The 22,389-nt window shown below is 63.0% G+C and carries 18 protein-coding genes; 11 read left to right on the top strand and 7 right to left on the bottom strand.

Going from position 1 to position 22,389, the window contains the following annotated elements; all coding sequences use genetic code 11:
* The first annotated feature begins 56 nt into the window (after positions 1–56).
* Entirely contained in the window at positions 57–326 is a 270-nt protein-coding gene (locus EOB80_RS34605) for a hypothetical protein (RefSeq protein WP_023812294.1), read from the top strand.
* Between the two features lie 15 nt (positions 327–341).
* On the opposite strand, the gene bmt is transcribed toward EOB80_RS34605, so the two are convergent.
* The 3 genes from bmt to EOB80_RS24365 form a co-directional block, all read right to left on the bottom strand.
* On the bottom strand, positions 342–1,364 hold the full coding sequence (gene bmt / locus EOB80_RS24375; protein WP_164762704.1) for a betaine--homocysteine S-methyltransferase: 1,023 nt from the start codon (positions 1,362–1,364) through the stop codon (positions 342–344).
* Between the two features lie 103 nt (positions 1,365–1,467).
* Positions 1,468–2,070 carry an urea carboxylase-associated family protein gene (locus EOB80_RS24370; RefSeq protein WP_127330269.1) on the bottom strand — a complete coding sequence of 201 codons (603 nt, stop codon included), beginning with the start codon at positions 2,068–2,070 and terminating at the stop codon, positions 1,468–1,470.
* A gap of 71 nt (positions 2,071–2,141) precedes the next feature.
* A complete protein-coding gene (locus EOB80_RS24365) occupies positions 2,142–2,999 on the bottom strand; it encodes a helix-turn-helix transcriptional regulator (RefSeq protein ID WP_127330267.1) in 858 nt (285 codons plus the stop codon).
* A gap of 229 nt (positions 3,000–3,228) precedes the next feature.
* Between EOB80_RS24365 and EOB80_RS24360 the strand changes: the two genes are divergently transcribed.
* Together EOB80_RS24360 and EOB80_RS24355 are read left to right on the top strand one after the other, a co-directional pair.
* Positions 3,229–4,239, top strand: a complete 1,011-nt coding sequence (locus EOB80_RS24360; RefSeq protein WP_164762703.1) for a fatty acid desaturase — start codon at positions 3,229–3,231, stop codon at positions 4,237–4,239.
* Positions 4,240–4,330: 91 nt separating this feature from the next.
* Positions 4,331–5,158 (top strand): PhnD/SsuA/transferrin family substrate-binding protein, encoded by an 828-nt coding sequence (locus EOB80_RS24355; RefSeq protein WP_127330265.1) that lies wholly within the window; start codon positions 4,331–4,333, stop codon positions 5,156–5,158.
* On the opposite strand, the gene EOB80_RS24350 is transcribed toward EOB80_RS24355, so the two are convergent.
* Genes EOB80_RS24350 through EOB80_RS24340 form a run of 3 tightly spaced genes read right to left on the bottom strand, consistent with a single transcriptional unit; the run spans position 5,123 to position 10,702 of the window.
* On the bottom strand, positions 5,123–6,487 hold the full coding sequence (locus EOB80_RS24350; protein WP_127330263.1) for a Xaa-Pro peptidase family protein: 1,365 nt from the start codon (positions 6,485–6,487) through the stop codon (positions 5,123–5,125). The two genes, EOB80_RS24355 and EOB80_RS24350, sit on opposite strands and share 36 nt — an antisense overlap.
* 9 nt (positions 6,488–6,496) lie before the next feature.
* Positions 6,497–9,067, bottom strand: coding sequence for an FAD-dependent oxidoreductase (locus EOB80_RS24345; protein ID WP_127330261.1), 2,571 nt, complete (start codon positions 9,065–9,067; stop codon positions 6,497–6,499).
* A gap of 57 nt (positions 9,068–9,124) precedes the next feature.
* Complete coding sequence (locus EOB80_RS24340) at positions 9,125–10,702, bottom strand: trimethylamine methyltransferase family protein (protein ID WP_127330259.1); 1,578 nt, start codon at positions 10,700–10,702, stop codon at positions 9,125–9,127.
* 253 nt (positions 10,703–10,955) lie between these two features.
* Here EOB80_RS24340 and EOB80_RS24335 point away from each other — a divergent pair, with 253 nt between their 5' ends.
* From EOB80_RS24335 to EOB80_RS24300, 8 genes are all read left to right on the top strand, one after another.
* Complete coding sequence (locus tag EOB80_RS24335; protein ID WP_127268230.1) at positions 10,956–12,131, top strand: MFS transporter; 1,176 nt, start codon at positions 10,956–10,958, stop codon at positions 12,129–12,131.
* Positions 12,132–12,294: 163 nt separating this feature from the next.
* Entirely contained in the window at positions 12,295–13,467 is a 1,173-nt protein-coding gene (locus EOB80_RS24330; RefSeq protein ID WP_127330257.1) for an MFS transporter, read from the top strand.
* 67 nt (positions 13,468–13,534) lie between these two features.
* Positions 13,535–15,607: a prolyl oligopeptidase family protein gene (locus EOB80_RS24325; protein WP_127330255.1), complete on the top strand. Its 2,073-nt coding sequence runs from the start codon at positions 13,535–13,537 to the stop codon at positions 15,605–15,607.
* Between the two features lie 68 nt (positions 15,608–15,675).
* Positions 15,676–15,816, top strand: coding sequence for a capsid protein (locus tag EOB80_RS24320; protein WP_127268233.1), 141 nt, complete (start codon positions 15,676–15,678; stop codon positions 15,814–15,816).
* A 47-nt stretch (positions 15,817–15,863) separates the two neighbouring features.
* Positions 15,864–17,243, top strand: coding sequence for an aspartate aminotransferase family protein (locus tag EOB80_RS24315; RefSeq protein WP_127330253.1), 1,380 nt, complete (start codon positions 15,864–15,866; stop codon positions 17,241–17,243).
* Positions 17,244–17,374: 131 nt separating this feature from the next.
* Positions 17,375–17,740: a hypothetical protein gene (locus tag EOB80_RS24310; protein WP_127330251.1), complete on the top strand. Its 366-nt coding sequence runs from the start codon at positions 17,375–17,377 to the stop codon at positions 17,738–17,740.
* Between the two features lie 81 nt (positions 17,741–17,821).
* Positions 17,822–18,466 (top strand): cytochrome c oxidase assembly factor Coa1 family protein, encoded by a 645-nt coding sequence (locus tag EOB80_RS24305; RefSeq protein WP_127330249.1) that lies wholly within the window; start codon positions 17,822–17,824, stop codon positions 18,464–18,466.
* A 194-nt stretch (positions 18,467–18,660) separates the two neighbouring features.
* Positions 18,661–21,096: an FAD-dependent oxidoreductase gene (locus EOB80_RS24300; RefSeq protein ID WP_127330247.1), complete on the top strand. Its 2,436-nt coding sequence runs from the start codon at positions 18,661–18,663 to the stop codon at positions 21,094–21,096.
* 331 nt (positions 21,097–21,427) lie between these two features.
* On the opposite strand, the gene mmsB is transcribed toward EOB80_RS24300, so the two are convergent.
* A complete protein-coding gene (mmsB, locus tag EOB80_RS24295; RefSeq protein ID WP_127330245.1) occupies positions 21,428–22,309 on the bottom strand; it encodes a 3-hydroxyisobutyrate dehydrogenase in 882 nt (293 codons plus the stop codon).
* Positions 22,310–22,389 lie beyond the last annotated feature (80 nt).

Below are 22,389 nucleotides of genomic sequence, written 5' to 3'. Positions count from 1 at the left end.
TCGCAACCCCCTCCTTGTTACGCAGGACAGGTGTACTGGGCTTGAGGGAGCCGAAATTGCAGATCAGGACTATCGCCAACTCGATACCCCCAGCGCCAGACGCCTCGGCGGTTTCATCGGCCCCATCATCGGAATCCAGGCGTATCAGTGACGATGTCGCACAGGCGCGCCACACCGCCCTGTCGGCGCTGACCAACGACCGCTTCCGCATCATGCTGGAACAGATCACCGACCCCAGCGCTTCAGGCGCGCTGATGACGATGCGCGGCGACAATGTGGTCGACTTCAAGTCGGCGCAGTCGAGCTACGCCGACAACAGCGAATAACCGAAATCGATGAGGTCAGGCCCGGCTGCGGCGGCGCTCGCGCCGGGCTTCGCTGGTCTCGGCGGTGTTTTCCGTCGCGACCTTGTTGCGCATCGGACCAATGCGCTCGACGATCGCCGCAACCGTTGGACGATCCGACTTGGTGTGCGCGTCGAGCGCCTTGCGCATGGCGGCAAGGTGCTGGAACGAGGTGCCGCAGCAGCCGCCGATAATCTTGGCGCCGCCATCGACGGCGAGGCGCACATAATCGGCCATCAGTTCGGGCGTGCCGGAATAATGGATTTCGGTGCCGCGGAATTCGGGAATGCCGCAATTGCCCTTGACGATCACCGTCGCTTCCGGCTTCGCCTCGGTCATGTCGAGCAGCGAGGCCAGGATGTCGGACGCGCCGACACCGCAATTGGCGCCGACGCCGAGCGGCGCCTGCGAAAGCCCGTCGGTGACGCCGTGAATATCCCTGGGCAGCAGGCCCATCATGGTGCGGCCGGCGGTGTCGAAGGAACCGGTGTAGGTGTAGGGCAGGCCGACGCGGATGGCAGCCTCGGCGGCGGCGCGGATCTCGTCTGGAGCCGACATCGTCTCGATCCAGGCGACTTCGGCGCCGCCTTCCTTGAGGCCTTCGATCTGCTCGGCGAAGGCGTCGACCGCCTCGTCATAGGTCATGGCGCCCAGCGGCACCAGCAATTCGCCGGTCGGGCCGACCGAGCCGGCGACGATGACCTTGCGGCCGGCCTTGCCGGCGACCGCACGCGCAAGCTCAGCGGCGCGTTTGTTCAACGCGTGCACGCGATCCTGCGCATGGTGCAGCTTCAAGCGGTGACGGGTGCCGCCGAACGAGTTGGTGAGGATGATGTCGGCGCCGGCATCGACGAAATTCTGATGCAGGCTGGTGATGGTGTCGGGCGCCGTCTCATTGAGCAGCTCTGGCGCCTCGCCCGCCTCCAGCCCCATGGCGAACAGGTTTGTGCCGGTGGCGCCATCGGCCAGCAGCACGCCCTTTTCAGCCAGCAGAGCGTCGATCGGGTTCGTGGTCGTCATCGGATTGGCTTTCATGTTTCGAAGTCGAATAAGGATATAAAGAAGTCTTTATGTGTAGTCAACGATTTTGGAGCGATGCCGACACCGGATCGGAGGCGTTTCCTCACCGTGTCGAGGTGACCTCGACGTGGATTTCGGTGCAGACCCCGCCATTGGTTGGATAGTAGTCAACCGAGCAAGCGGTGACCACCAGCAGGAGGTCCTGTTCGGCGCGCAACGTCACATAGCCGCCCGGCGGGTTGATCGACGCGGAAACCACCAGCCGACCGTCGGGTTCCGGCAAGGAGTTCTGAAAGAGATCGACCGGATCGGGGGCGAAAGGCAGCGATATGCCCTCTGTGGCCAGCGCCTGCATCAGATTGTCCCGGCAGTTCGGATGATTGGGAAATCCGGCGCGCTCATAAAGCGCGCTGTCGCAAGCGGGGTAAAGCATGTCGTGCGGACCCGGCGAGCCATCTTCGACCAGCGTCAGCATCGGCTTGGCGGCGGCACTGAAGAAACTGTCGCCGATTGCGGGAAAAAGCCGCTCGGTGATGTCACGGGTCTGCGAGGTGCTCAGCCAGTCAAGCGCCGGGTCGGTGCTGAAAGCCCAGAGATCGGAAACCTGCTGTCCTTTGGGATCGATGATGCGGATGAGGTCGCCTCGAGAGACGCGGATGGCGCGGCCCGACTGGGGAGGAACGACGATGCGGCGCGGATCGGGCATGAACTGTCCTTCAAAAATGGAAATGGCGTGGTCGGGACGAGGCTCCACCAGAGGACCATGATTGCCAGAGATCAGACAGTGCCTGTTGGGAACGACATGCCGGCCAGCCTGTGCGCGAAGCCGGACGCCTCGTGCGCGTTGATGTCGGCGGCGCGGATCAGATTGTCGAAATGCTGGATCAGCGTCTGGATCGGCTGGGTGGCGTTGAGCACCAGATACATGTCGCCGACATAAATGGCGGCGCGATAGGGGCCGAAGATGGTGTAGGGGATCGAATAGCGCATCCGCCCGTCATAGAGAAACAGCCGGAAGGTGGGGTAGAGGTCGTCGAGCAGCGTCGCCATGTGCAGCAATTGGGCGCGGCGGTCGGCTTCCGGGAAACGGTCCCAGACACCCAGGCCGCGGGCGAAAATCTCCAGCGTATGGCGCGGCATGCAGACTTCCATGTCGGTTTCCGGCCGCCTGTTGTAGTCGATGCGGTATTGCGTTTCGCCGGCCTGGGCGAGGCGGCTCTTGTTGGTGATGCCGGCTTCGTAGTCGACCAATGCTTCGGTGCGCAGAAGGTCGGGAATGCCGGCCGGTACGTAGCGGATCTTGGTGCCGGCCGCCTCGGCATGCCATTTGGCCAGCAGCGTGCGGTCGAAGCCGTCCGGTGCCTCTTCTATCTCCAGGCTCTCGCGGATTTCGCCGGTGAGACCCTCGTCCTGGCTGAGGCCGAGAAGCCAATCGAGCGACACCTTGAACTCGGCGGCGATGTTGAGCAGCGTTTCCGCTCGGGGCAGGCGCGTCGAGGCGCCCGACAGCAGCTGCGACAGCGCCGAACGGTCGATGCCGACCGCGGTCGCGAAGGCCGACTGGTTGAGGTCGGAGCGTGTCAAGAGTGTTTTCAGGCGCTCGCGGAAGATCGTCGACAGGTCGCGCTTGTCCATGTGCGTGCTCAACCTCGATTGAGGAAAAATTTGCGCCGAATCGCTTCCGAGCGCACCTCAGGCGTAAATGAATCCCTAAGCCTGTTTACAATGTGTAACATGTGCGGTCAAAAATGCGCAATCGCAACAGTTTGTGTACTTTGTCTCGTTGAGTGGAATCACTTCTCCTGACACAATGTTGTCAGGAGCCAATTGGGGCTCCGGCGACTGAGGGGCAGTGGTCGATAGCATGACGAGCAAGAGCATCAGGCGACACAGCGCACCGGCCATAGAGTGGCCGACCGTGGTACTCGCCTTCTTCTGCTACGCAACTTGGCTCGCCACCGGTTTCCTGCTCTGGCCATCCTACCCCGTCCTGGCGCTCGCCATCCTGGCTTTGACCGCCGCATTGCAATCGTCGATCATGCACGAAGTGCTGCACGGTCATCCGACACGCAACGCGCGGGTCAATGAAGCCTTCGTGTTCCTGCCGATCGGTCTGGTCTGGCCATTCCGCCGCTTCAAGACCATTCATCTGCGCCACCACGCCGACGAGCGGCTGACGGACCCGCTGGACGATCCGGAAAGCTATTATCAGGCGCTCTGGCAGCACGACGAACTGCCGCCGACGATGAAATTCCTACTCAAGATCAACAACACCATGGCCGGCCGCTTCGTGCTTGGCCCGTGGCTGTCCTGCGTCGGCTTCTTCATCGACGATGCCAAGCAGGTGATCGCCGGTGACAAGGCGATCCGCAAGGCCTGGCTGCTGCATGCGATCGGCCTTGCCGTCGTGATGCCGATCGTGCAGTTCGGCTTCGGCATCCCGCTGTGGCTTTACATTCTGGTGCCGGTCTGGCTCGGCCAGTCGCTGATCTCGATCCGTACTTTCGCCGAGCATCAATGGTCGGAACATCCGGAAGGCCGCACGGTGATCGTCGAGCGCTCGCCGCTGTCGTTCCTGTTCCTCAACAACAATCTGCACTTCGTCCATCACAAGACCCCGACCGTGGCCTGGTACAAGCTGCCCAAGCTGTTTCGCGACCGCCGTGAGGAATGGCTGCGGATGAACAATGGCTATGCCTATCCTAACTATTTCGCGCTGATCAAAGCCTACGCGTTCAAGGCGAAGGAGCCGATCGTGCACCCGGTGCTGCGGCGTCAAGCCGAGCCGGGCAGGGCCTTCAAGCCGCGCATCAGGGCGCGCAGCATCAGCGGACTCGGCAGTGCGCCGGTTCCCGCAGAGCCGCCGAAGGAATAATTCCGGTCTACCCGGAATCCGTGTCGGCCAATTCTGATTGGGCGCCGCGTTTTTGCGATCATTTTTCCAGACATGATGATTTGATATCGGCATGAGTGAATTGGTTGCGGCGTTGCCGATGTATGACTGGCCCGAAATGCGCGGCGAGGTCGACGCGCAATGGATGCTGTTGCGCGACGCGTTTCGGCAAAAGGGTATCGACGCACCGCAAACCATCGTGCGGCGCAATGGAGACCTGCCGCCGGTGCCGGGCGGTATTCGTGATGCTGCCGGTGCATTGATCGCACCCGATCCAGTGACCTTGCCGCCGGACGAACTCGATTTTCACAGACTGTGGCTGCACCCGGCGCTGCTGTTCGCGCAGACCTGCTGGGGGCCGATGGAACTCGGCCTGTCCAGGCATGTGCAGGTGGTTGCCCAGCCAAGCTACGACGCCTACGAAGGCGGGCAGGGCGAGCTCTATTCCAGCGCCATCGTCATGCTGGCGGATGGCGCGCCGTCGGTTGCCTCGCCCAATGACGGCAGCCCGCTGATCCCACTCGATCGGATCCGCGGCAAGCGCTTCACCTTCAACAGCCTCGATTCGATGTCGGGGTTCCTCGGTTTGACGCGCGACCTGGAGGCGATGGGCGAGAGCCTTGACCTCTTTGCCTCGCGCAGCGAAAGCGGTGGGCACCGTTCCTCGATCGTCGCAATTGCAGAGGGCAAGGCCGATATAGCGGCCATCGACTGCAAGAGCTGGGCGCTGGCGCAACGCTTCGAGCCGGCGGCGAAAAAGGTGGCGGTCCTTGGCTGGACCGGACGGCGCAAAGGCCTGCCCTACATCACCGCCGCAGGGACACCGGAAAAGACGGTTGGGGCGTTGCGCGAGGCCATCGCCGGGCTAGCCGAGCAGTATCTTATCCAACGGGTAGGTTGAGAGCTGTTCGTTGCCCGTCTCGGTGATCAGTATCTGTTCCTCGATCTTGACGCCTTCGCGCCCGCCAAGCCTGCCGATATAGCTTTCCACGCACAGCACCATGCCCGGTTCCAGCACGCCGTCCGGAGTGTCCGATGTCCAGTCGCCGGCATGCGGCAAGGTCGGGTATTCATCGGCCAAGCCGACGCCGTGATAGAGCACGCCGTAGCGCGTCGGGAAGCAGTCGCGGGGCGGCACCGCCGAGCGTTCGACGAGGTCGCGAAACGAGATGCCTGGCTGCATCAGTGCCGTGTTGTGCCCGATCTGGTCGGCAGCGATGCGGAACAGGTCGCGCTGTTCGCTGGGTTCGCTGGTCGGCTTTCCATCGCCGCACAGCCATGTGCGCGACAGGTCGGCGCAGAAGCCGTAGGGGCCGATCAGGTCGGTGTCGAAGGCGACGAGATCGCCAGCCTCGATCTTGCGCGACGAGCATTCCTGGAACCATGGATTGGTGCGCGGGCCTGACGTCAGCAGTCGCGTCTCGATCCATTCGCCGCCGCGCGCGATGTTGCCGCGGTGCAGTTCCGCCCACAATTCGTTTTCGGAAATCCCCGGCTTCAGCGCTTGTTCCATCTCGCCCATCGCCGCCTCGCAGGCGACGATCGCGCGGCGCATGGCGAGGATCTCGTCCGGCGATTTGATCAGCCGCGCGTTCTCCATCAACGCTTCGCCATTGCCGATGGAAATGCCGAGGCGAGCCAGCTCCTCGACGCCTTCCGGATTGATATGGTCGACGGCGATGCGGCTGTTGCCGCCGCCATGCTCTTTCACCAGATCGGCTATTCCTGCGGCCCAGCGGCGGACCTTTTGCTCGGTCAACTCACCGCCATAGAGATACATCCACGACACTGCCGGTCGCACTTCGTCGACGACGCCGGAATGGTCGGACAAATGCTCGCAGGAGAAATAGTCGAACAGCACCACCGGCCCGTCGGTGGCGACAAAGCAATGCCGCGTCGGGTTGTGCGCCACCCACAGCTGCATGTTGGTCGAGTCGGTGGCGTAGCGGATGTTGACGGGATCGTAGAGCACGGCGCCGGCATAGCCGCGGCGCCTCAGCTCGGCGCGGATGCGCTCCAGCCGGTATTGGCGCATCGCCGCCAGATCGGGCGCGGCAATGCCCGCCGCGGCCCATTCAGCCTCGGCCTGCGCACCGTAGCCCAGCACATGCTGGTTGAGCGAAGCCGCCTTCTGGCGGGAGGCGTCGCGCAAGGCTTCGATCGAGTCGGCTTCGAACGGCATGATCTTGCGATGCCGGCCAAAGCTGCCCTTCGGCCCCGCGTTGTCCATGGTCGAAACTCAGGTCCGCATCTTCTCGCCGCTCGGATCGAAGGGCGCTTCGACATTGATGCGGGCCGGGCGCCGGTGACCGAGGATCTCGATCTCGAACAGCCCGGCACTTTCGTCCTCGGCAAGCGCTGCGGGGACGTAGCCCTGCGCCATCGACTTCTGCACATAATGCGCATAGCCGCCTGACGTGACCCAGCCGACCACGCGCCAGTCACCGTCGACGATACCCCGCACGGCGGAAGCGCCTTCGGTAGCCTTGGAGCCACGTATTTCCTTGCCGCCCTCGTCGAAGCGGGGCGCGCCATAACCATGCGGCTTTTCAACCGTGCCATAGTCCTTGCTGACCTTGGCCCAGATCGGCTCATCGCCCATGACATCGGCGTCGGTGGCATCGACGATGAAGGAGACGCGGCGCAGCTTTGGGCCCTCGGCCTGTTCCTTGGCAGCGGCCTCGCGGCCGATGAAGTCGTTCTTCTCGAGCTTGATGAAGCGGTCCATCGCGCCTTCGAACGGTCCATAGATCGGCCGCAACTCGCGGAACCAGGTCGGAAAATTTTTTTCGAGGCGCATGGAGAGCAGCGCGCGCATGCCGAAATCGACAAGGCCGAATTCCTCGCCGGCGTCCTTGATCGCTTTGTAAACCAGGCGCTCGTAGGCCGGTGCCATCCAGATTTCATAGCCGAGGTCGCCGGTGTAGGTGATGCGGTTGACCATGCAAGGCGCCCCGCCAACCGCCATCTCGCGGAAATCCATGAAGCGGAAGGCTTTTGTCGAGACATCGACATCGACCAACTTCTGCAGCAATTCACGTGACTTCGGCCCTGCGATGGACAGGCCGACCAGCGTCTGGTCGAAGCGGTGGATGCGCACCGTTCCGTCCTTCGGTAGATGCTTCTCGAACCAGCGCATGTGGTATTTCTGCGCCGCCGAGGAACCCCAGATCATGAAGCGGTCTTCTGCCGCCTTGGCGATGGTGAAGTCGCCGATCAGCTTGCCGAATTCGTTGAGCATCGGCGTCAGCACGATGCGGCGGGTCTTCGGCATGCGGTTGGTCATCAACCGGTTGAGGAAATCCTCGGCCGCGGGTCCCGAGACTTCGTATTTGGCAAAATTGGCGATCTCGGTGACACCGACACGCTCACGCGTGGCGCGCACTTCCTCGCCGATCGGCCCAAAATCGTTGGAGCGGTGGAAGGAGACGATATCCCTGGGTTCCTTGCCTTCAGGTGCGAACCAGAGCGGCGTCTCAAGTCCCCAGCTGTCGCCCATGACGGCATTGTTGGCCAGCATCGTGTCGTAGAGCGGTGTCGTCTGCGCCGGGCGTGCTGCCGGGAGTTCCTCATTGGGGAAGCGGATGGAGAAGCGGCGCGAATAGTTTTCGCGCACCTTGGCGTTGGTGTAGCGCAGGCCGGCCCATTCGCCGAAGCGGGTGACATCCATGCCCCAGACGTCGAAGCCGGGATCGCCATGCACCATCCAGTTCGACAGTGCGAGGCCGACGCCGCCGCCCTGGCTGAAGCCGGCCATGACGGCGCAGGCGCACCAGAAATTGGTCAGGCCCTGCACCGGGCCGACCAGCGGGTTGCCGTCGAGCGCGAAGGTGAAGGGGCCGTTGATGATCTGCTTGATGCCGGCTTTCTCGATGCCGGGGAAATGCTTGAAGCCGATTTCCAGCGACGGCGCGATGCGGTCGAGGTCCGGCGGCAACAATTCATGGCCGAAATCCCACGGCGTGTTGACCGGCGACCACGGCTTGCAGGCCTTCTCATAGGTGCCGAGCAGGATGCCGTTGCGCTCCTGGCGGGTGTAGATCTCGCCCTTGAAATCGAGCACGCCGATCATTTCGCGGCCGGTAGACTTGTTGAATTCCTCGACCTCCGGCATCGGCTCGGTCAGCAGATACATGTGCTCCATGGCCAGCACCGGCAGTTCGACGCCGACCATGCGGCCGATCTCGCGCGCCCACAGGCCGCCGCAATTGACGACATGCTCGGCCTTCACCGTGCCTTGTTCGGTGACGACGTTCCAGGTGCCGTCGACCTCCTGTGTCAGTTCCACAACGCGGTTGCGCAGCACGATCTCGGCGCCGAGTTTTTTCGCCGCCTTGGAGTAGGCGATGGTGGTGCCCGACGGATCGAGATGGCCTTCCACCGGATCCCACATGGCGCCGACGAAGTTGGTCTCGTCCATCAGCGGGAACATCGCCTTGGCCTCGGAGGGGGTGATCAGCTCGGTGTCCATGCCGAGATAGCGGCCCTTGGCGTGGGCCAGTCGCAGGAAGTCCATGCGCTCGGGCGTGTCGGCCATCATCACGCCGCCGGTCAGGTGCAGGGAGCAGGACTGGCCGGATATTTCCTCGATCTCCTTGTAGAGCTGCACCGTATAGGCCTGCAGCTTGGCGACGTTGGGGTCGCCGTTCAGCGTGTGGAAGCCGCCCGCGGCGTGCCAGGACGAGCCGGAGGTGAGCTCCGAGCGCTCGATCAGCATGATGTCGGTCCAGCCGGCCTTGGCTAGATGATAGAGAACCGAGCAGCCGACGACGCCGCCGCCGATGACAACCGCTTTTACATGAGATTTCATCTAGATAGGTCCGTTTTTGCGTAAACTGAATCAGATGGGGTGTCGGCGGGGAGCCGATCAAAAATCGGTCGGCGCGCCGCCTTCGGACCGGCGCTTGGCGACGAAGGCGTTGAGTTCCTCGCGGATGGCCGGGTCCATGTAAGGCTCCTCATAGGACGCCAGCCGCTCCTTCCAGACCTTGTTGGCCTTTTCGAGCGCCGTCGGCGAGCCGGCTTCCGCCCAGGTCTCGTAATTGCGCCAGTCGGACAGGATCGGCGAGTAGAAGGCGGTCTTGTAGCGGTCCTGCGTGTGCTGGGTGCCGAAGAAATGGCCGCCAGGACCGACCGACTGGATGGCGTCGAAGCCGAGTGCCTCGTCGGAAAGATCGAGGGGGGTCAGGAATTCGGCCACCATCTGCAGCAGGTCGATGTCCAGGATGGTCTTCTCGTAGGAGCAGCGCAGGCCGCCTTCGAGCCAGCCGGCGGCATGCATCATCAGATTGCCGCCGCCCTGGATGGCGCCCCACAGCGAGAACACGCTTTCATAAGCCGCCTGTGCGTCGACCGTGTTGGCGGCGCAGGTGTTGGAGGTGCGGTAGGGAATGTTGTAGCGGCGGGCAAGCTGGCCGCCGACGAGCTGCGCCTTCATGTATTCCGGCGTGCCGAACGCCGGCGAACCGGACTTCATGTCGACATTGGAGGTGAAGCCGCCATAGCCGACGGGTGCGCCCTTGCGCACCATCTGGGCGAAGGCGATGCCGGCAAGCGCCTCGGCGTTCTGCTGCACCAGTGCGCCGGCGATGGTGACAGGCGCCATGGCGCCCGACAGGGTGAACGGCGTCACGACGACGACCTGGCCCTTGCTCGACATCTGGATGATGCCTTCCATCATCGGCACGTCGAGTTTGAGCGGCGAATTCGTGTTGATGATGGTGAAGACGGACGGCTCTTCCAGCATCTGCTCGTGGCTGATGCCGCGCGCGATCCTGGCGATCTCGATGCCGTCGACATTGCGTTCCTTGCCGAGCGAATAGATGTGGAACACCTTGTCGGTGAGCACGCTGAGATCGCGGATGCATTCGAGGTGGCGGACGGACGGATGGATATCGGTCGGCTCGACCGGGTAGCCGCCCGTGCAGTTCAGGATGTTGTGCATCTGCGCGAGCTTTAAGAAATTGCGGTAGTCCTGCTGGTTGCCGGGCCGGCGGCCGCGATCGATGTCGGAGCAATTGGGCGCCGACGCCATCATCGAGATGATCACATTGTTGCCGCCAAAGCGCACATTGTGCGCTGGATTGCGGGCATGGATGGTGAACTCCGACGGGCAGTGCGACACCAGTTCGAGGATCATGTCGCTGTCGAAGCGCACCCGCTCGCTGCCGTCACGCACATCGGCGCCATGCGCCTTCATGATGCTGCGGGCCTCGTCATGCAGCACGTCGACGCCGATTTCCCTGAGCACGCGCAGGGAGGCGAGGTGGATCGATTCCAGCTCGTCGTCGGAGACCAGCCTAGTCGGCGTCAGCGGGTTTTTCAGCTGGCGGAAAGCCGGCTGCTCGAACGCGGCCGAGCCGCCGGCGCGCTTTCCGGCGCGGCCGCCGCGGCGGGCGCGGTCAGTGGCCAATGCCGGTTCCAAGGGTTGTAAGGCGGCGGTCATGATGGTCCTCGTAGGATGCGATAGCGGGCGGCATAATGGACCGGCGGCTGTCCAGCCATTGCGGAGGCGGCGACCACTAGGGCGAGGGAAGCGACATGCCGGAACGGCAGTTGCGCGGCCACGACATCGGCCTGATCCCGCCGCCTCGTTGGCGCAAGCGGATTTCGCCGGGCGGCCCTTCCTTTGCCTGGATCGAACCAGTAGCTAGTTGGGCTTGCCGGCCGGATGGCCAGCAATTCACATGGATGGCAGCATGGTTGCGACCGGCTCGAACGAAGGCGAAGCAGGAACGCAGTGGGCAGCGCTTGCCGGCGTCACCGCGGCACTTGCGATGTTCGGCGCGGCGCAGGGGTTGAGTTCGCCGCTGTTCACGCTGCTGATGCAGAAACAAGGCATGTCGCCAGCGCTGATCGGCTTGTCGGCGGCGATGATGCCGCTCGGGCTGATCCTTTCGGCTTCTTTCGTGCCCGCGGCTGTGCGGCTTGTCGGTGCACGCAATCTGGCGGTCGGCTGCTCGCTGATCGGCGCGCTCTGCTTCCTGGGTATCGGCTATCTGCAGGACTGGGTGGCCTGGTTCGTCATCCGCTTCATCATCGGCGTCGTCATCAACCCGCTCTACATCCTCGGCGAGGTGTGGGCACTGTCGCTGGCGCCGCCATCACGGCGCGGCCGGGTGATGGGCGTGTTCAACACGCTGATGGGCGCCGGCTACGCCGCCGGACCATTCGCGCTGACCCTGCTCGGTACGTCGGGCTGGGCGCCCTTCATGGTCGGCGTCGCCGGTTTCGCGCTCTGCGCGGTGATCCTGCACGCGGTCTCGTCTAAGCTGACCGGGTTCGAGGATGACGACCAGCCTGCCAGCGGCCTTGTCGGCTTTGCCAAGGTGGCGCCTGCGCTGCTGCTTGCCGTGCTTGTCTCGGCGGCGGTTCAGCAGAGCACTTATGCGCTGGTCCCGGTCTTCGGCGCCAGCTATGGCCTGGCGGAAGCCGTTCTGGCCTCGCTGGTGATGGCGCTTTCCCTCGGCAACATCCTGCTGCAGATACCACTCGGCCTTCTGGCGGAGCGTTTTGGCGGCCGCGCCATGATCATCGTCTGCGCGCTGGCAACAACCGTTTGCGCGCTTTTGCTGCCTTTGCTGATCACAACGCCGTTGATCTGGGTCGTGCTGCTGGTGATGGGCGCGGTCGGTTACGGCGTCTACACCATGGCATTGGTCGAACTCGGCAGCCGGTTCAAGGGCTCTGTGCTGGTCGCCGGCAACGCTGCCTTTGCACTGATGTGGGGCGTCGGTGGCATCGTCGGCCCACCCGGTGCCGGCGTGCTCATGCAAGGCATCGGCCCGCTCGGGCTGCCGGTCGTGATCGCCGGCCTCGACGCGGTGCTGGTGATGTTCGCGCTGTATCGGTCGTCCGTGCGCCGAGCTTCCTGACGAGCCCAACCTCCTGACCGGCCCAACCTCCTGACAGGCCCAACCTCCTGACAGGCCCGGCCTCCTGACAGGCATTGTCTGGAGCAAGCGGTTTTCGCCTGCCAGGGGCTTAGCACCACGTTGCTCAATCGCTAATCCTGCAGCCTCGATAGCGGTGCGCACAATGAATTTGGTTGAATCGAACGAGGACGAGACGATGCAATGGGCGGCGATCACCGGTGTGATCGCGACCGTCTCGGTGTTCGCCATCGCGCAAGGGTTGTCCTATCCGCTGCTGAGCTTCATCCTGCAGCGCCAGGGCGTTTCGCCGGCGATGATCGGCCTGTCGGCGGCCATGACGCCGATCGGTTTCATCCTGTCGTCGCCATTGATCCCGGCGCTGGCCCGCCGGTTCGGGGCAGGGCGCACAGCGCTTACCTGTGCGGCGCTTTCGGCTGTCGTGCTGGCGCTGATCGGCTGGACGCAGAATGTCTATCTGTGGTTTCCCCTGCGCTTCCTGATCGGCGTGGTGACCAACCCGCTCTATGTGCTGAGCGAGATCTGGGTCATCGCGCTGGCGCCGCCGGCGCGGCGCGGACGCGTCATGGGCGTCTATTCGACGATCATCTCGGCCGGCTTCGCGGCCGGGCCACTGTGCCTGCTTGCAGTCGGCACTGAGGGCTGGCCGCCCTTCCTCGTCGGCATCTCCGCCTTCGTGCTGTGCGGCATCTGCCTGGGCTTGGTGCTGCCGCGCTTGCCCAGGGTCGACGAGGCCGGGCATCAAGTTTCCGTCCTGGGTTTCGTGCCGCTGGCGTGGCTGCTTTTGTTTGCCGTCATAGTCGCCGCCGGTTTCGAACAGGGCGCGCTGGCGTTGCTGCCTGTCTATGGCACCCATCACGGCATTACCGAAACCCGCATGTCGGCGCTGCTGTCGGTGATGATTGCCGGCAATATCGCCATGCAGGTGCCGTTAGGCCTGCTGGCGGAAAGGCTTTCCGCGCGCCTGGTGCGGCTTGCCTGCGTCGCGATCACGGTGCTCGGCTGCGTCCTGCTTCCGCTTCTCATCGAGTCGCCGCTGATCTGGCCAATGATCTTTATCTGGGGTGCGGTTTCCTACGGCATCTACACGATGTCCATCATCGAGCTCGGCGAACGCTTCACCGGCTCCGCACTGGTTGCCGGCAATGCGGCCTTTTCCTTGATGTGGGGCGTCGGCGGCATCGCCGTGCCGCCGCTGGCGGGCGGCGCCATGGATATTCTGGGTGCCGGCGGGCTGCCGATCACGCTTGGGCTGCTGTGCCTGGCGCTGGCGATCGCGAGCCTGGCTGGCCAGCGGAAAGCCTCAATCGCGCGCTGAACATATTGAATATCGATACGGCCTGTCGGCGTTGGCTTTTCAAAGCAACGCGTTTATCGGAGACCTCATGACCAAGCCTGCCACCCAGACGCCGAATTCGGCCCCCACGACCGACGATCCCTTCCTCTGGCTGGAGGATAGGACAGCCAAGCAGTCGCTCGACTGGGTGCATCGCCAGAACGAGGTCACGGTTGGCGAGCTGCAGGGGGATCCGTCCTATGAGGCGTCGTTCCAGACCGCGCTCGACCTGATGACGGCCGAGGACAACATCGCTGTCGGCGCGGCAAAAGCCGGCCATGTCTACAATTTCTGGCAGGACAAGACCAATGTGCTCGGCCTCTGGCGCCGCACGACCGTCGCTTCCTACAAGACCGAGAAGCCCGACTGGGAAACGATCATCGACTTCGACCAGCTTGCGGCGAAGGAGGGGATAAAATGGGTGTTCGGCGGCGCCAGCCGGCTCTATCCAGACTTCAACCTTTGCCTTGTCTCGATGTCGCCGGATGGCGGTGACGCGAGCGAGATGCGCGAATTCGACATCGCGACCAAGTCGTTTGTCGAGGGTGGGTTTCGTGCACCCGCTTCCAAGTCGGGCTTCAGCTGGCTGGATAAGGACACCGTGATTGTTTCCGCCGCTTTCGACGAGGCCGACAAGACCGAGTCCGGCTATCCGCGAGTCATAAAGCTGTGGAAGCGCGATACCAAGCTGGAAGACGCGACGCCGATCTTCGAGGCTCAGAAAGAGGACCTCGCTGTGGGCGCAGCCGTAGAGTTCGACGGCGACAGGCGCTATCTGGTCCTGGCCCGGACGCTCAATTTCTTCGCTTCGCACATCTTCCTGCGGCTGCCTTCCGGCGAGAACAAACAGCTGCCGCTGCCGGACGACATGACCGATACGGCAATATTCAGGGATCAGCTCGTCTTCGGCGTGCGCAGTCCATGGACGGCGCCCGACGGCACGGTTTGCAAGCCCGACGGCCTCTATTCGCTGGATCTGGCGCACTGGGTCGAGACCGGCGCGCTCGGATCTGTCGAAACCTTGTTCGAGCCGGCATATCGCGTTTCCATCGCCGGCATGGCCCGCACGCAGGACCGGCTGTTCATCAGCCTGATGGACAATGTGCGCGGCAAGGTCGTCGTCTGCGAGCGCAAGGATGGCAACTGGTCGCTGAAACCGGTGGCGCTGCCCGAAAATGGCAATGTCGGCATCAGCCATGCCGAGCAGTTCGGCTCGAGCGTGTCCTTCTCCTTCACCGATTTCCTGACCCCGAGTTCGATCATCTGGTCTGACGACAATGGCGAGACGCTCGCTACCGTGAAGTCGCAGCCGGCGCGTTTCGATGCCTCGCCGCTCATCTCGGAACAGTTCGAGGCGCGCTCCAAGGACGGCACGATGATCCCTTATTTTGTCGTCAGGCGGCGCGATCAGAAGGGGCCGGTGCCGACGCTGCTTTACGGCTATGGCGGTTTCGAAGTGCCGCTGCTGCCCGGCTATGCCGGCGTGCGCGGGAGGCTATGGCTGGAAAAGGGCAATGCCTATGTGCAGGCCTGCATCCGTGGCGGCGGCGAGTTCGGCCCGGCCTGGCATCAAGCGGCGCTCAAGGGTAATCGCCAAAACGGATTCGACGATTTCGCAGCGGTCGCGCAGGACGTCGTCAAGCGCGGCATCGCGACAGCAAGCTCACTCGGCATCCAGGGTGGTTCGAATGGCGGCTTGCTGACCGGCGTTTCCTTGACGCAGCATCCCGAGCTTTTCGGCGCCGTCATCATCGAGGTGCCGCTGCTCGACATGCTGCGTTACGCCGAATTGCCGCCTGGCGCCTCGTGGATGGCCGAATATGGCGATCCGTCGAAACCCGAAGACGCGAAATGGCTTTCAGCCTACTCGCCCTACCAGCATGTCGACGCCGCTGCCGCCTATCCGCCGGTGCTGCTGACCACATCGACCGCTGACGATCGGGTCCATCCCGGCCATGCGCGTAAGATGGCCGCCCGCCTGCAGGAAGCCGGCCATGCCAGGACGCTGTTCTTCGAGGAGACCGAGGGTGGTCATGGCGGGCGTGGCGACCGCCGGCCGCAGGCGGCGCAGACGGCGATGAAATATGTCTTCCTGCAGAGGGCGCTGACAGCCAAGGCCTAGACTCATTCCGTTATGGGCCAAGCAAAGGGTGGTTCTCCTCGACCAGCCTTTGCTCTAAGGTGCCAGCCATGGCTCTCGTCAGGATGTTGGTTGGCGCATTTGAGGCTCGCGCATTGCGGGTCGCGGTGACGCCGTCACCGCGTACGCTGCGCGCCGAGCTTTTGCGGCTGTGCGCCCGCATCGGCTATTCGCCACCTCTCTGCCTCTGAAGCATTCGCCCCGGCTTGCCGGATAGAATCCAGAGGGAAGATCAGACATGACCTATCAGAATTATTCGCTGAAGCAGCTTCAGCAGATCGACGCCGCGCATCATCTGCATCCGTTCACCGACCACAAGGAAATGCGCGGGGCCGGGTCGCGCATCATCACCCATGCCAATGGCCCTTTCATCTACGATTCCGAGGGGGCTGAAATCCTCGATGGCATGGCCGGGCTGTGGTGCGTCAACATCGGCTATGGCCGTGACGAGCTGGCCGAGGCCGCCTTTGCCCAGATGAAGGAGCTGCCTTATTATAATTCCTTCTTCAAATGCTCGACGCCGACGCCGGTGCTGCTGTCCAAGAAGCTGGCGGAGATCGCGCCGAAGCACGTCAACCAAGTGTTCTATGGTTCGTCGGGCTCGGAGGCCAACGACACGGCACTGCGTCTCGTGCGCCACTATTGGGTGCTGGAAGGCCAGCCGGAGAAGAACCGCATCATCTCGCGCAAGATGGCCTATCACGGCTCGACCGTTGCCGGCACCTCGCTCGGCGGCATGGATGGTATGCACAAGCAGCTCAACGGTGCGGTGCCCAACATCGTCCATGTGATGATGCCCTACGCCTATGAACTGGCGCTGCCGGGAGAGAGCGACCATGATTTCGGCCTGCGCGCGGCCGGGGCTGTCGAGGAGGCGATCCTCGAAGCCGGCGCCGACAAGGTTGCCGCCTTTATCGGCGAGCCGGTCATGGGGGCCGGTGGCGTGAAGATACCGCCGGCGAGCTACTGGCCGGAAGTGCAGCGCATCTGCCGCAAATACGATGTCCTGCTGATGCTGGACGAGGTCATCACCGGCTATGGCCGCACCGGCGAGTGGTTCGCTGCCCAGACGCTCGGTATCGAGCCCGATACGATCACCACCGCCAAGGCTCTGACCTCGGGCTATCAACCGCTGTCGGCATTGCTGGTCGGCGACCGCATCGCCTCGACGCTGGTCGAGAAGGGCGGCGAGTTCAATCACGGCTACACCTATTCCGGCCACCCGGTGGCCTGCGCCGTGGCGCTGAAGAACCTCGAGATCATCGAACGCGAAGGGCTGGTCGACCGCGTCCGGAACGACACCGGCCCTTATTTCGCCAAGGCCTTGCAGGAGCGCATTGCCGGACATGATCTGGTCGGCGAGGTGCGTTCGATCGGACTGATGGGCGCAATCGAGATCGTCAAGGACAAGGCGACCAAGGAGCGGTTCCTGCCGGCTGGAAGTGCGGCGGTAACCGTGCGCGATCATGCCATCGCGCACGGCATGATGCTGCGCGCTACCGGTGACACGATGATCCTGTCGCCGCCGTTGATCTGGACCCGTGATACGATCGATATGGCCTGCGATCGCATCTCGAAGGCGTTGGATCTGGCGCAAGCCGACCTGCGCAAGCGGTAGAATAGAACCCTCGACCGGGCGTTCTAGGAGCGCCCGGCCTCGAGAACATGCTGTGACTAGGAAACGATTCTACCTCTAGAGCGTAAGGTGTGGGGCAGCGGCTGATTCGGCCGCGACAAGGGGTTGTTTCCATGAGAAAGACCGGCAAGAGCCGACGGACGCAAGAAGCGGCCATCATCGGCGGCGACCTGATGCTGGCGCCGCTGGTGGCGATGATGCGGCTGCCGTTGATGGCCATGGATGGCGGGAGCAGCCAGCCTTGGAGCACGGAGACCGCGCGTGCGGTAAACGAGAAGACCGCCGCTATGGCCGAAGGCGTGTTTGCGGCGCAAATGTCCTTCCTGCAATCGGCATCGCGGTTCTGGCCGGAAATCTTTTCCGGCCGCACGCCGTCGCTGTTCAACGGGGTCGCGACGGAGCGCTCGATCAGCGCCGCGCTGAAGCCGGCAAGCCGTGCCGTGAAAGCGAATTTTCGCCGGCTGTCCAACAAGACCTGACAGAAGTTGCAGAACTTTGATTTTGCGCATTGACGGGCTCATGCGCTAGAATCAGTCGGTACGTCACCGATGGGGGACACGATGGCCGGACAACCGCTCAACCAGCCGGCTGAAATTCCAGCCGAACTCGACCGCTGGAACTGGGGCGCTTTCTTCCTCAACTGGATCTGGGGCATCGGCAACAGCACTTTCATCGCGTTGCTGGCGCTGATCCCTGTCGTCAACATCATCATGATCATCGTGCTGGGCGCACGCGGCAGCCGCTGGGCCTGGCAGAACCGCGCCTGGCGCGACGCGGAACAGTTTCGCAAGACGCAACGCAACTGGGCAATCGCCGGCCTTGCCGTCTGGGTGGTCGGGATTGGCGGCTGCGCGACGGTGGTCGGCAGCATTCCCTACGTCCTGAAAGGCAGCGATGCCTATCACATGACGATGGACAGGCTTCGCGCCGACGACCGCGTCAAGGCGGCGTTGGGTGATGATTTGACCGACAGTTTCTGGGTCGGCGGCCATCTCAACGTCAATGCAAATGGGGCCGGCGACGCCCAGTTCGGCATTCCGGTCCACGGCGCCAAGGGCAAGGGCACGGCCTATTCGACCGCTGTCCGGACAGCCGGCACATGGAGCCTGCGCCTGCTGGTCGTCAGGGTCGAGGGAACCGATGCGCCGATCGTGCTGATCAACGAAGATCATGTCCCGATCCCGAATGCTGCAATCGGAATATAGCTGGGCAAAACGCAAAAAAAGCAGCCTAAACGCGGGCGCGACGGCTGACAGTTCGGCCGGCTTTGTGGCCCAACAATCGGGTGACCACTGCTGCGTTCCAGACAAGGAAATATGCTGAAAAGCCGGATGCTGTCTGACAGTATGTGCATGCGTTCATGTGGATCGGTGGCAATTTCATACAAGGGCACGCGCATATGGTGAGTTCCTTTCGTGCGGTCGTGGTTGGTGGCGGCTGTGTGGGTGCCGGCATTCTCTACGGCCTGGCAAAGCGCGGCTGGACCGATGTGGCATTGCTGGAGCGAACGCAGCTTACGGCCGGGTCGACATGGCATGCCGCGGGGCTCATCCCCTCTTACGCGCGCAGCCGCAATGTCGGCCGCATGATCGCCAGGTCGATCGAAATCTATGAGGGGCTGGAGGCGGAGACGGGCCAGAACGTCGGCTGGCACAAATGCGGCCAGCTGCGCATTGCCAACACGCGCGACAGGCTGGACGAGTACAGAAGCTACATGGACGTTGCCGAGGTCCAGGGTGTGCAGGCCCGGATCGTATCGCCCGCGGAAGCGCGAGAAATCTGGCCGCTGCTCGACAACAACAGCATGCTGGGTGCCCTTTATCATCCCGATGACGGCCACATTGCACCCGCCGATGTCACCCAGGCCATGGCCAAGGGTGCACGCGACCTCGGCGCGAAGATCCATCTCGATACCGAGGTTGTGGGCTTCGAACGCATGCCGAGCGGCGAGTGGAGGGTCAAGACCTCACGCGGCGAGATCGTCTGTGAACATGTCATCCTTGCAACAGGCAATTACGCCCGCCAGACCGGCGCCATGCTTGGCCTGGACATTCCCGCGATCCCGATCCTGCATCAGTACTGGATCACCGAGGCGGTTCCCGAAATTGTGGAACGCAAGCGGCTTGGTCTTCCGGAAATGCCGATCCTCAGGGACGAGGGTTACGAGGGCTATCTGCGCGAAGAAGGCGACGGGCTGATGTTCGGTCCCTACGAGCGCACCGAGCAGCTCAAGCTGTTCGCTGAAAACGGCGTCCCGGAATGGTTCGGCGCCGATCTGCTCGATGAGGATTTCGATGCCGTGTCCTGGAACTGGGAACGTGCGACCGAACTGGTCCCCGCGCTCGGACGCGCCGGCATCAAGCGGAATGTGCGAGGACCTTTCCAGATGACGGCCGATGAACTGCCGCTGATGGGGCAGGCGTGTGGTCTGGAGAATGTCTGGCTCGCCGAAGGGGTGCCGGGAGGCATCCTTTGGGGCGGTGCGATTGGCTATTACCTCTCCGAACGGATCGTGGAGGGCGGCAACAGCATCGACACGACGGAGCTGGATCCCCGTCGGTTCGGCCACTATGCAAACAAGAACTGGACCCGGGCAAAGGTCCGGGAAGCCTGGGGCACCCACGCCGCACAGCACTATCCTGGCCAGGACATGCCGGCGGCGCGACCGCAGAAAACGGCCCCGTCCTATGATCGCCTAAGCCAGCTCGGCGCGGTGTGGGATGTGTTGAACGGCTGGGAGATGCCGAGCTGGTTTGCGCCTGCCGGTGTCGAAGCGCGCAATGTCTACAGCTGGCGCTGGACCCCCAAAGGGAACCACGTCGCCGCGGAGGTTCAGGCTGTCCGCCAGGCCGCTGGGCTGGTCGAGATGACTCCCATGACCAAGTTCGAGGTCGGCGGGCCGGGCGCCAAGGACTGGCTCGACGGAATCCTGGCCAACAGACTGCCGCGTTCCGGTCGTGTCGGTCTTGCCCATCATCTGACGCCAGCCGGCGGCGTGCAGGCCGAGTATGTGGTGGCGCGGCTGCACAGCGACCTGTTCTATCTCATATCGACGCCGCGCGCAGAGCGCTGGAACCTTGACGATCTCAGCCGGCTGTTGCCGAAAGACGGCAGCGTGCATCTGCGCAACGTTACCGAGGATCGCGGCAGCTTCACGGTGGTTGGGCCGAAGGCGCGCGACATATTGCAGCCGCTGACGGAGATCGACCTCTCCAATGAAGCCTTTCCATGGTTCAGCGTGCAGTCCGGCACCGTCGGCATGGCCAGCGACGTACGGCTCCTGCGCGTCAACTATTCGGGCGAACTGGGATGGGAACTCTATCATCCTCTCTGCTATCAGCGGCATTTGCTGGATGCGCTCCTGGCATCGGGAGAGGCACACGGGCTGAGGCTGGCCGGACTTCAAGCGCTGGAATCGCTTCGTCTCGATAAATCCTACCGCGCCATGTATCGCGACATGAACTCCGAATTGTCAGCCTGGGAAAGCGGCCTCGACCGATTCATCAGCCTCGACAAAGGGGACTTCATCGGCCGCGCGGCACTGGTCGCAAAACAGAAGCAGGTGACACGCCGGATCGCCACGTTGTCGATCGATACGGATGGTGCGAGCGCGTTCGCCTTCGAGGGCGTCTACCGCGAAGGCGAGCTCGTCGGCCACATCACCTCGGCGGGCTACTCCTACACTTTCGGTCACGACATCGCACTTGCGCTGTTGCCCCTGGCACTTGTGTCGCCCGGCACCGAACTCGAGGTGTCCATCCTCGGCGAGCGCCGCGCGGCCAAGGTGATCGCCGACTCGCCCTATGATCCGGAAGGCGCCCGCGGGCGCATGTGAGGCATCCCGGAGTACAGTTTCCGGGTTTATCGATGTCTCAAAACGTGCTGCAGGGCAAAATGCAAAAACCGCGCTCCATCAGGAACGCGGCTTTGCCAGATACGCATGGCGCTTCGCTACGCAAAAACTTTGCGAAACTTATGGCACTTGTCGAAACTTACGGGCTCCGGTACGCGAGACCTGATCCGGAGCGCCGGGCGGATGAGATATGTCCGCCTCGCAGTCCGTTTTATAGGGACATCGTTACCGCGGAGTTATCGAGAGCTTAAGCAAATCTAAATTTGCACTTTTTCCACCCAAGGAAACCGGAAAAATCCGGCAAATCCGGGGGTTACGCTGGGTTACCCCTGAGAAAATTAATTATGCCGGAGAAATCGACCCCGCCATGTCCCTGGGCGTTGAATAAGGCATAGAGCTGGGCTGCTTCGGCACCAAGCGGCGTTACAGCACCCGCACCATGCGCGGCTTCCTGGGACAATTTCAGGTCTTTCAGCATCAGTGCCGCTGCAAATCCTGGGTTGTAGTCCCTGTTTGCGGGTGAAGTCGGCACCGGCCCGGGCACCGGGCAGTAGGTGGTCAAGGACCAGCACTGGCCGGAGGAGGTCGAGGCGACGTCGAACAGCGCCTGGTGTGACAGGCCGAGCTTTTCCGCCAGCACGAAGGCTTCGGCGACACCGATCATCGAAATGCCGAGGATCATGTTGTTGCAGATCTTTGCCGCCTGGCCGGCGCCGTCGCCGCCGCAATGGACGATGCGACCGGCCATCGGCTTCAGGATCGGCTCGGCAGTTGCAAAGGCGTCATCGGAGCCTCCGGCCATGAAGGTCAGCGTGCCGGCCGCGGCACCGCCGGTGCCGCCCGAGACCGGTGCATCGATCGACGACAGCCCGTGCTTCCTGGCGACGGCATGGGCCTTGCGGGCTGACTCGACGTCGATGGTCGAGGAATCGATAAAGAGTGCGCCTTGCTTGGCCTTGAGCGCGATGTCTTCGTAGACGGAGAGCACATGCTTGCCGGCGGGAAGCATCGTAATCACCACATCGGCATCCTTCACCGCGGCAACGGCATTAGCCATCACTGTCACGCCATGCTCTCGGGCGACGGTGAGGTTTTCCGGCACAAGGTCGAAACCATTCACCGCATGCCCTGCCTTGACCAGGTTAGCGGCCATCGGATTACCCATGTTCCCTAGGCCGATGAAGGCGATCGTCATAGTGGTGCTCCGTGATTTGGGCTAACAGTAGGCAGTAGGCAGTAGGCAGTAGGCAGTAGGCAGTAGGCAGTAGGCAGTAG

Origin of the sequence: Mesorhizobium sp. M7A.F.Ca.MR.245.00.0.0 (genome assembly GCF_003997415.1) — a bacterium.
Classification (GTDB): Bacteria; Pseudomonadota; Alphaproteobacteria; order Rhizobiales; family Rhizobiaceae; genus Mesorhizobium.
Note: the sequence above shows the minus strand (reverse complement) of the source record. Positions and strands in the feature narration are given on the sequence as shown.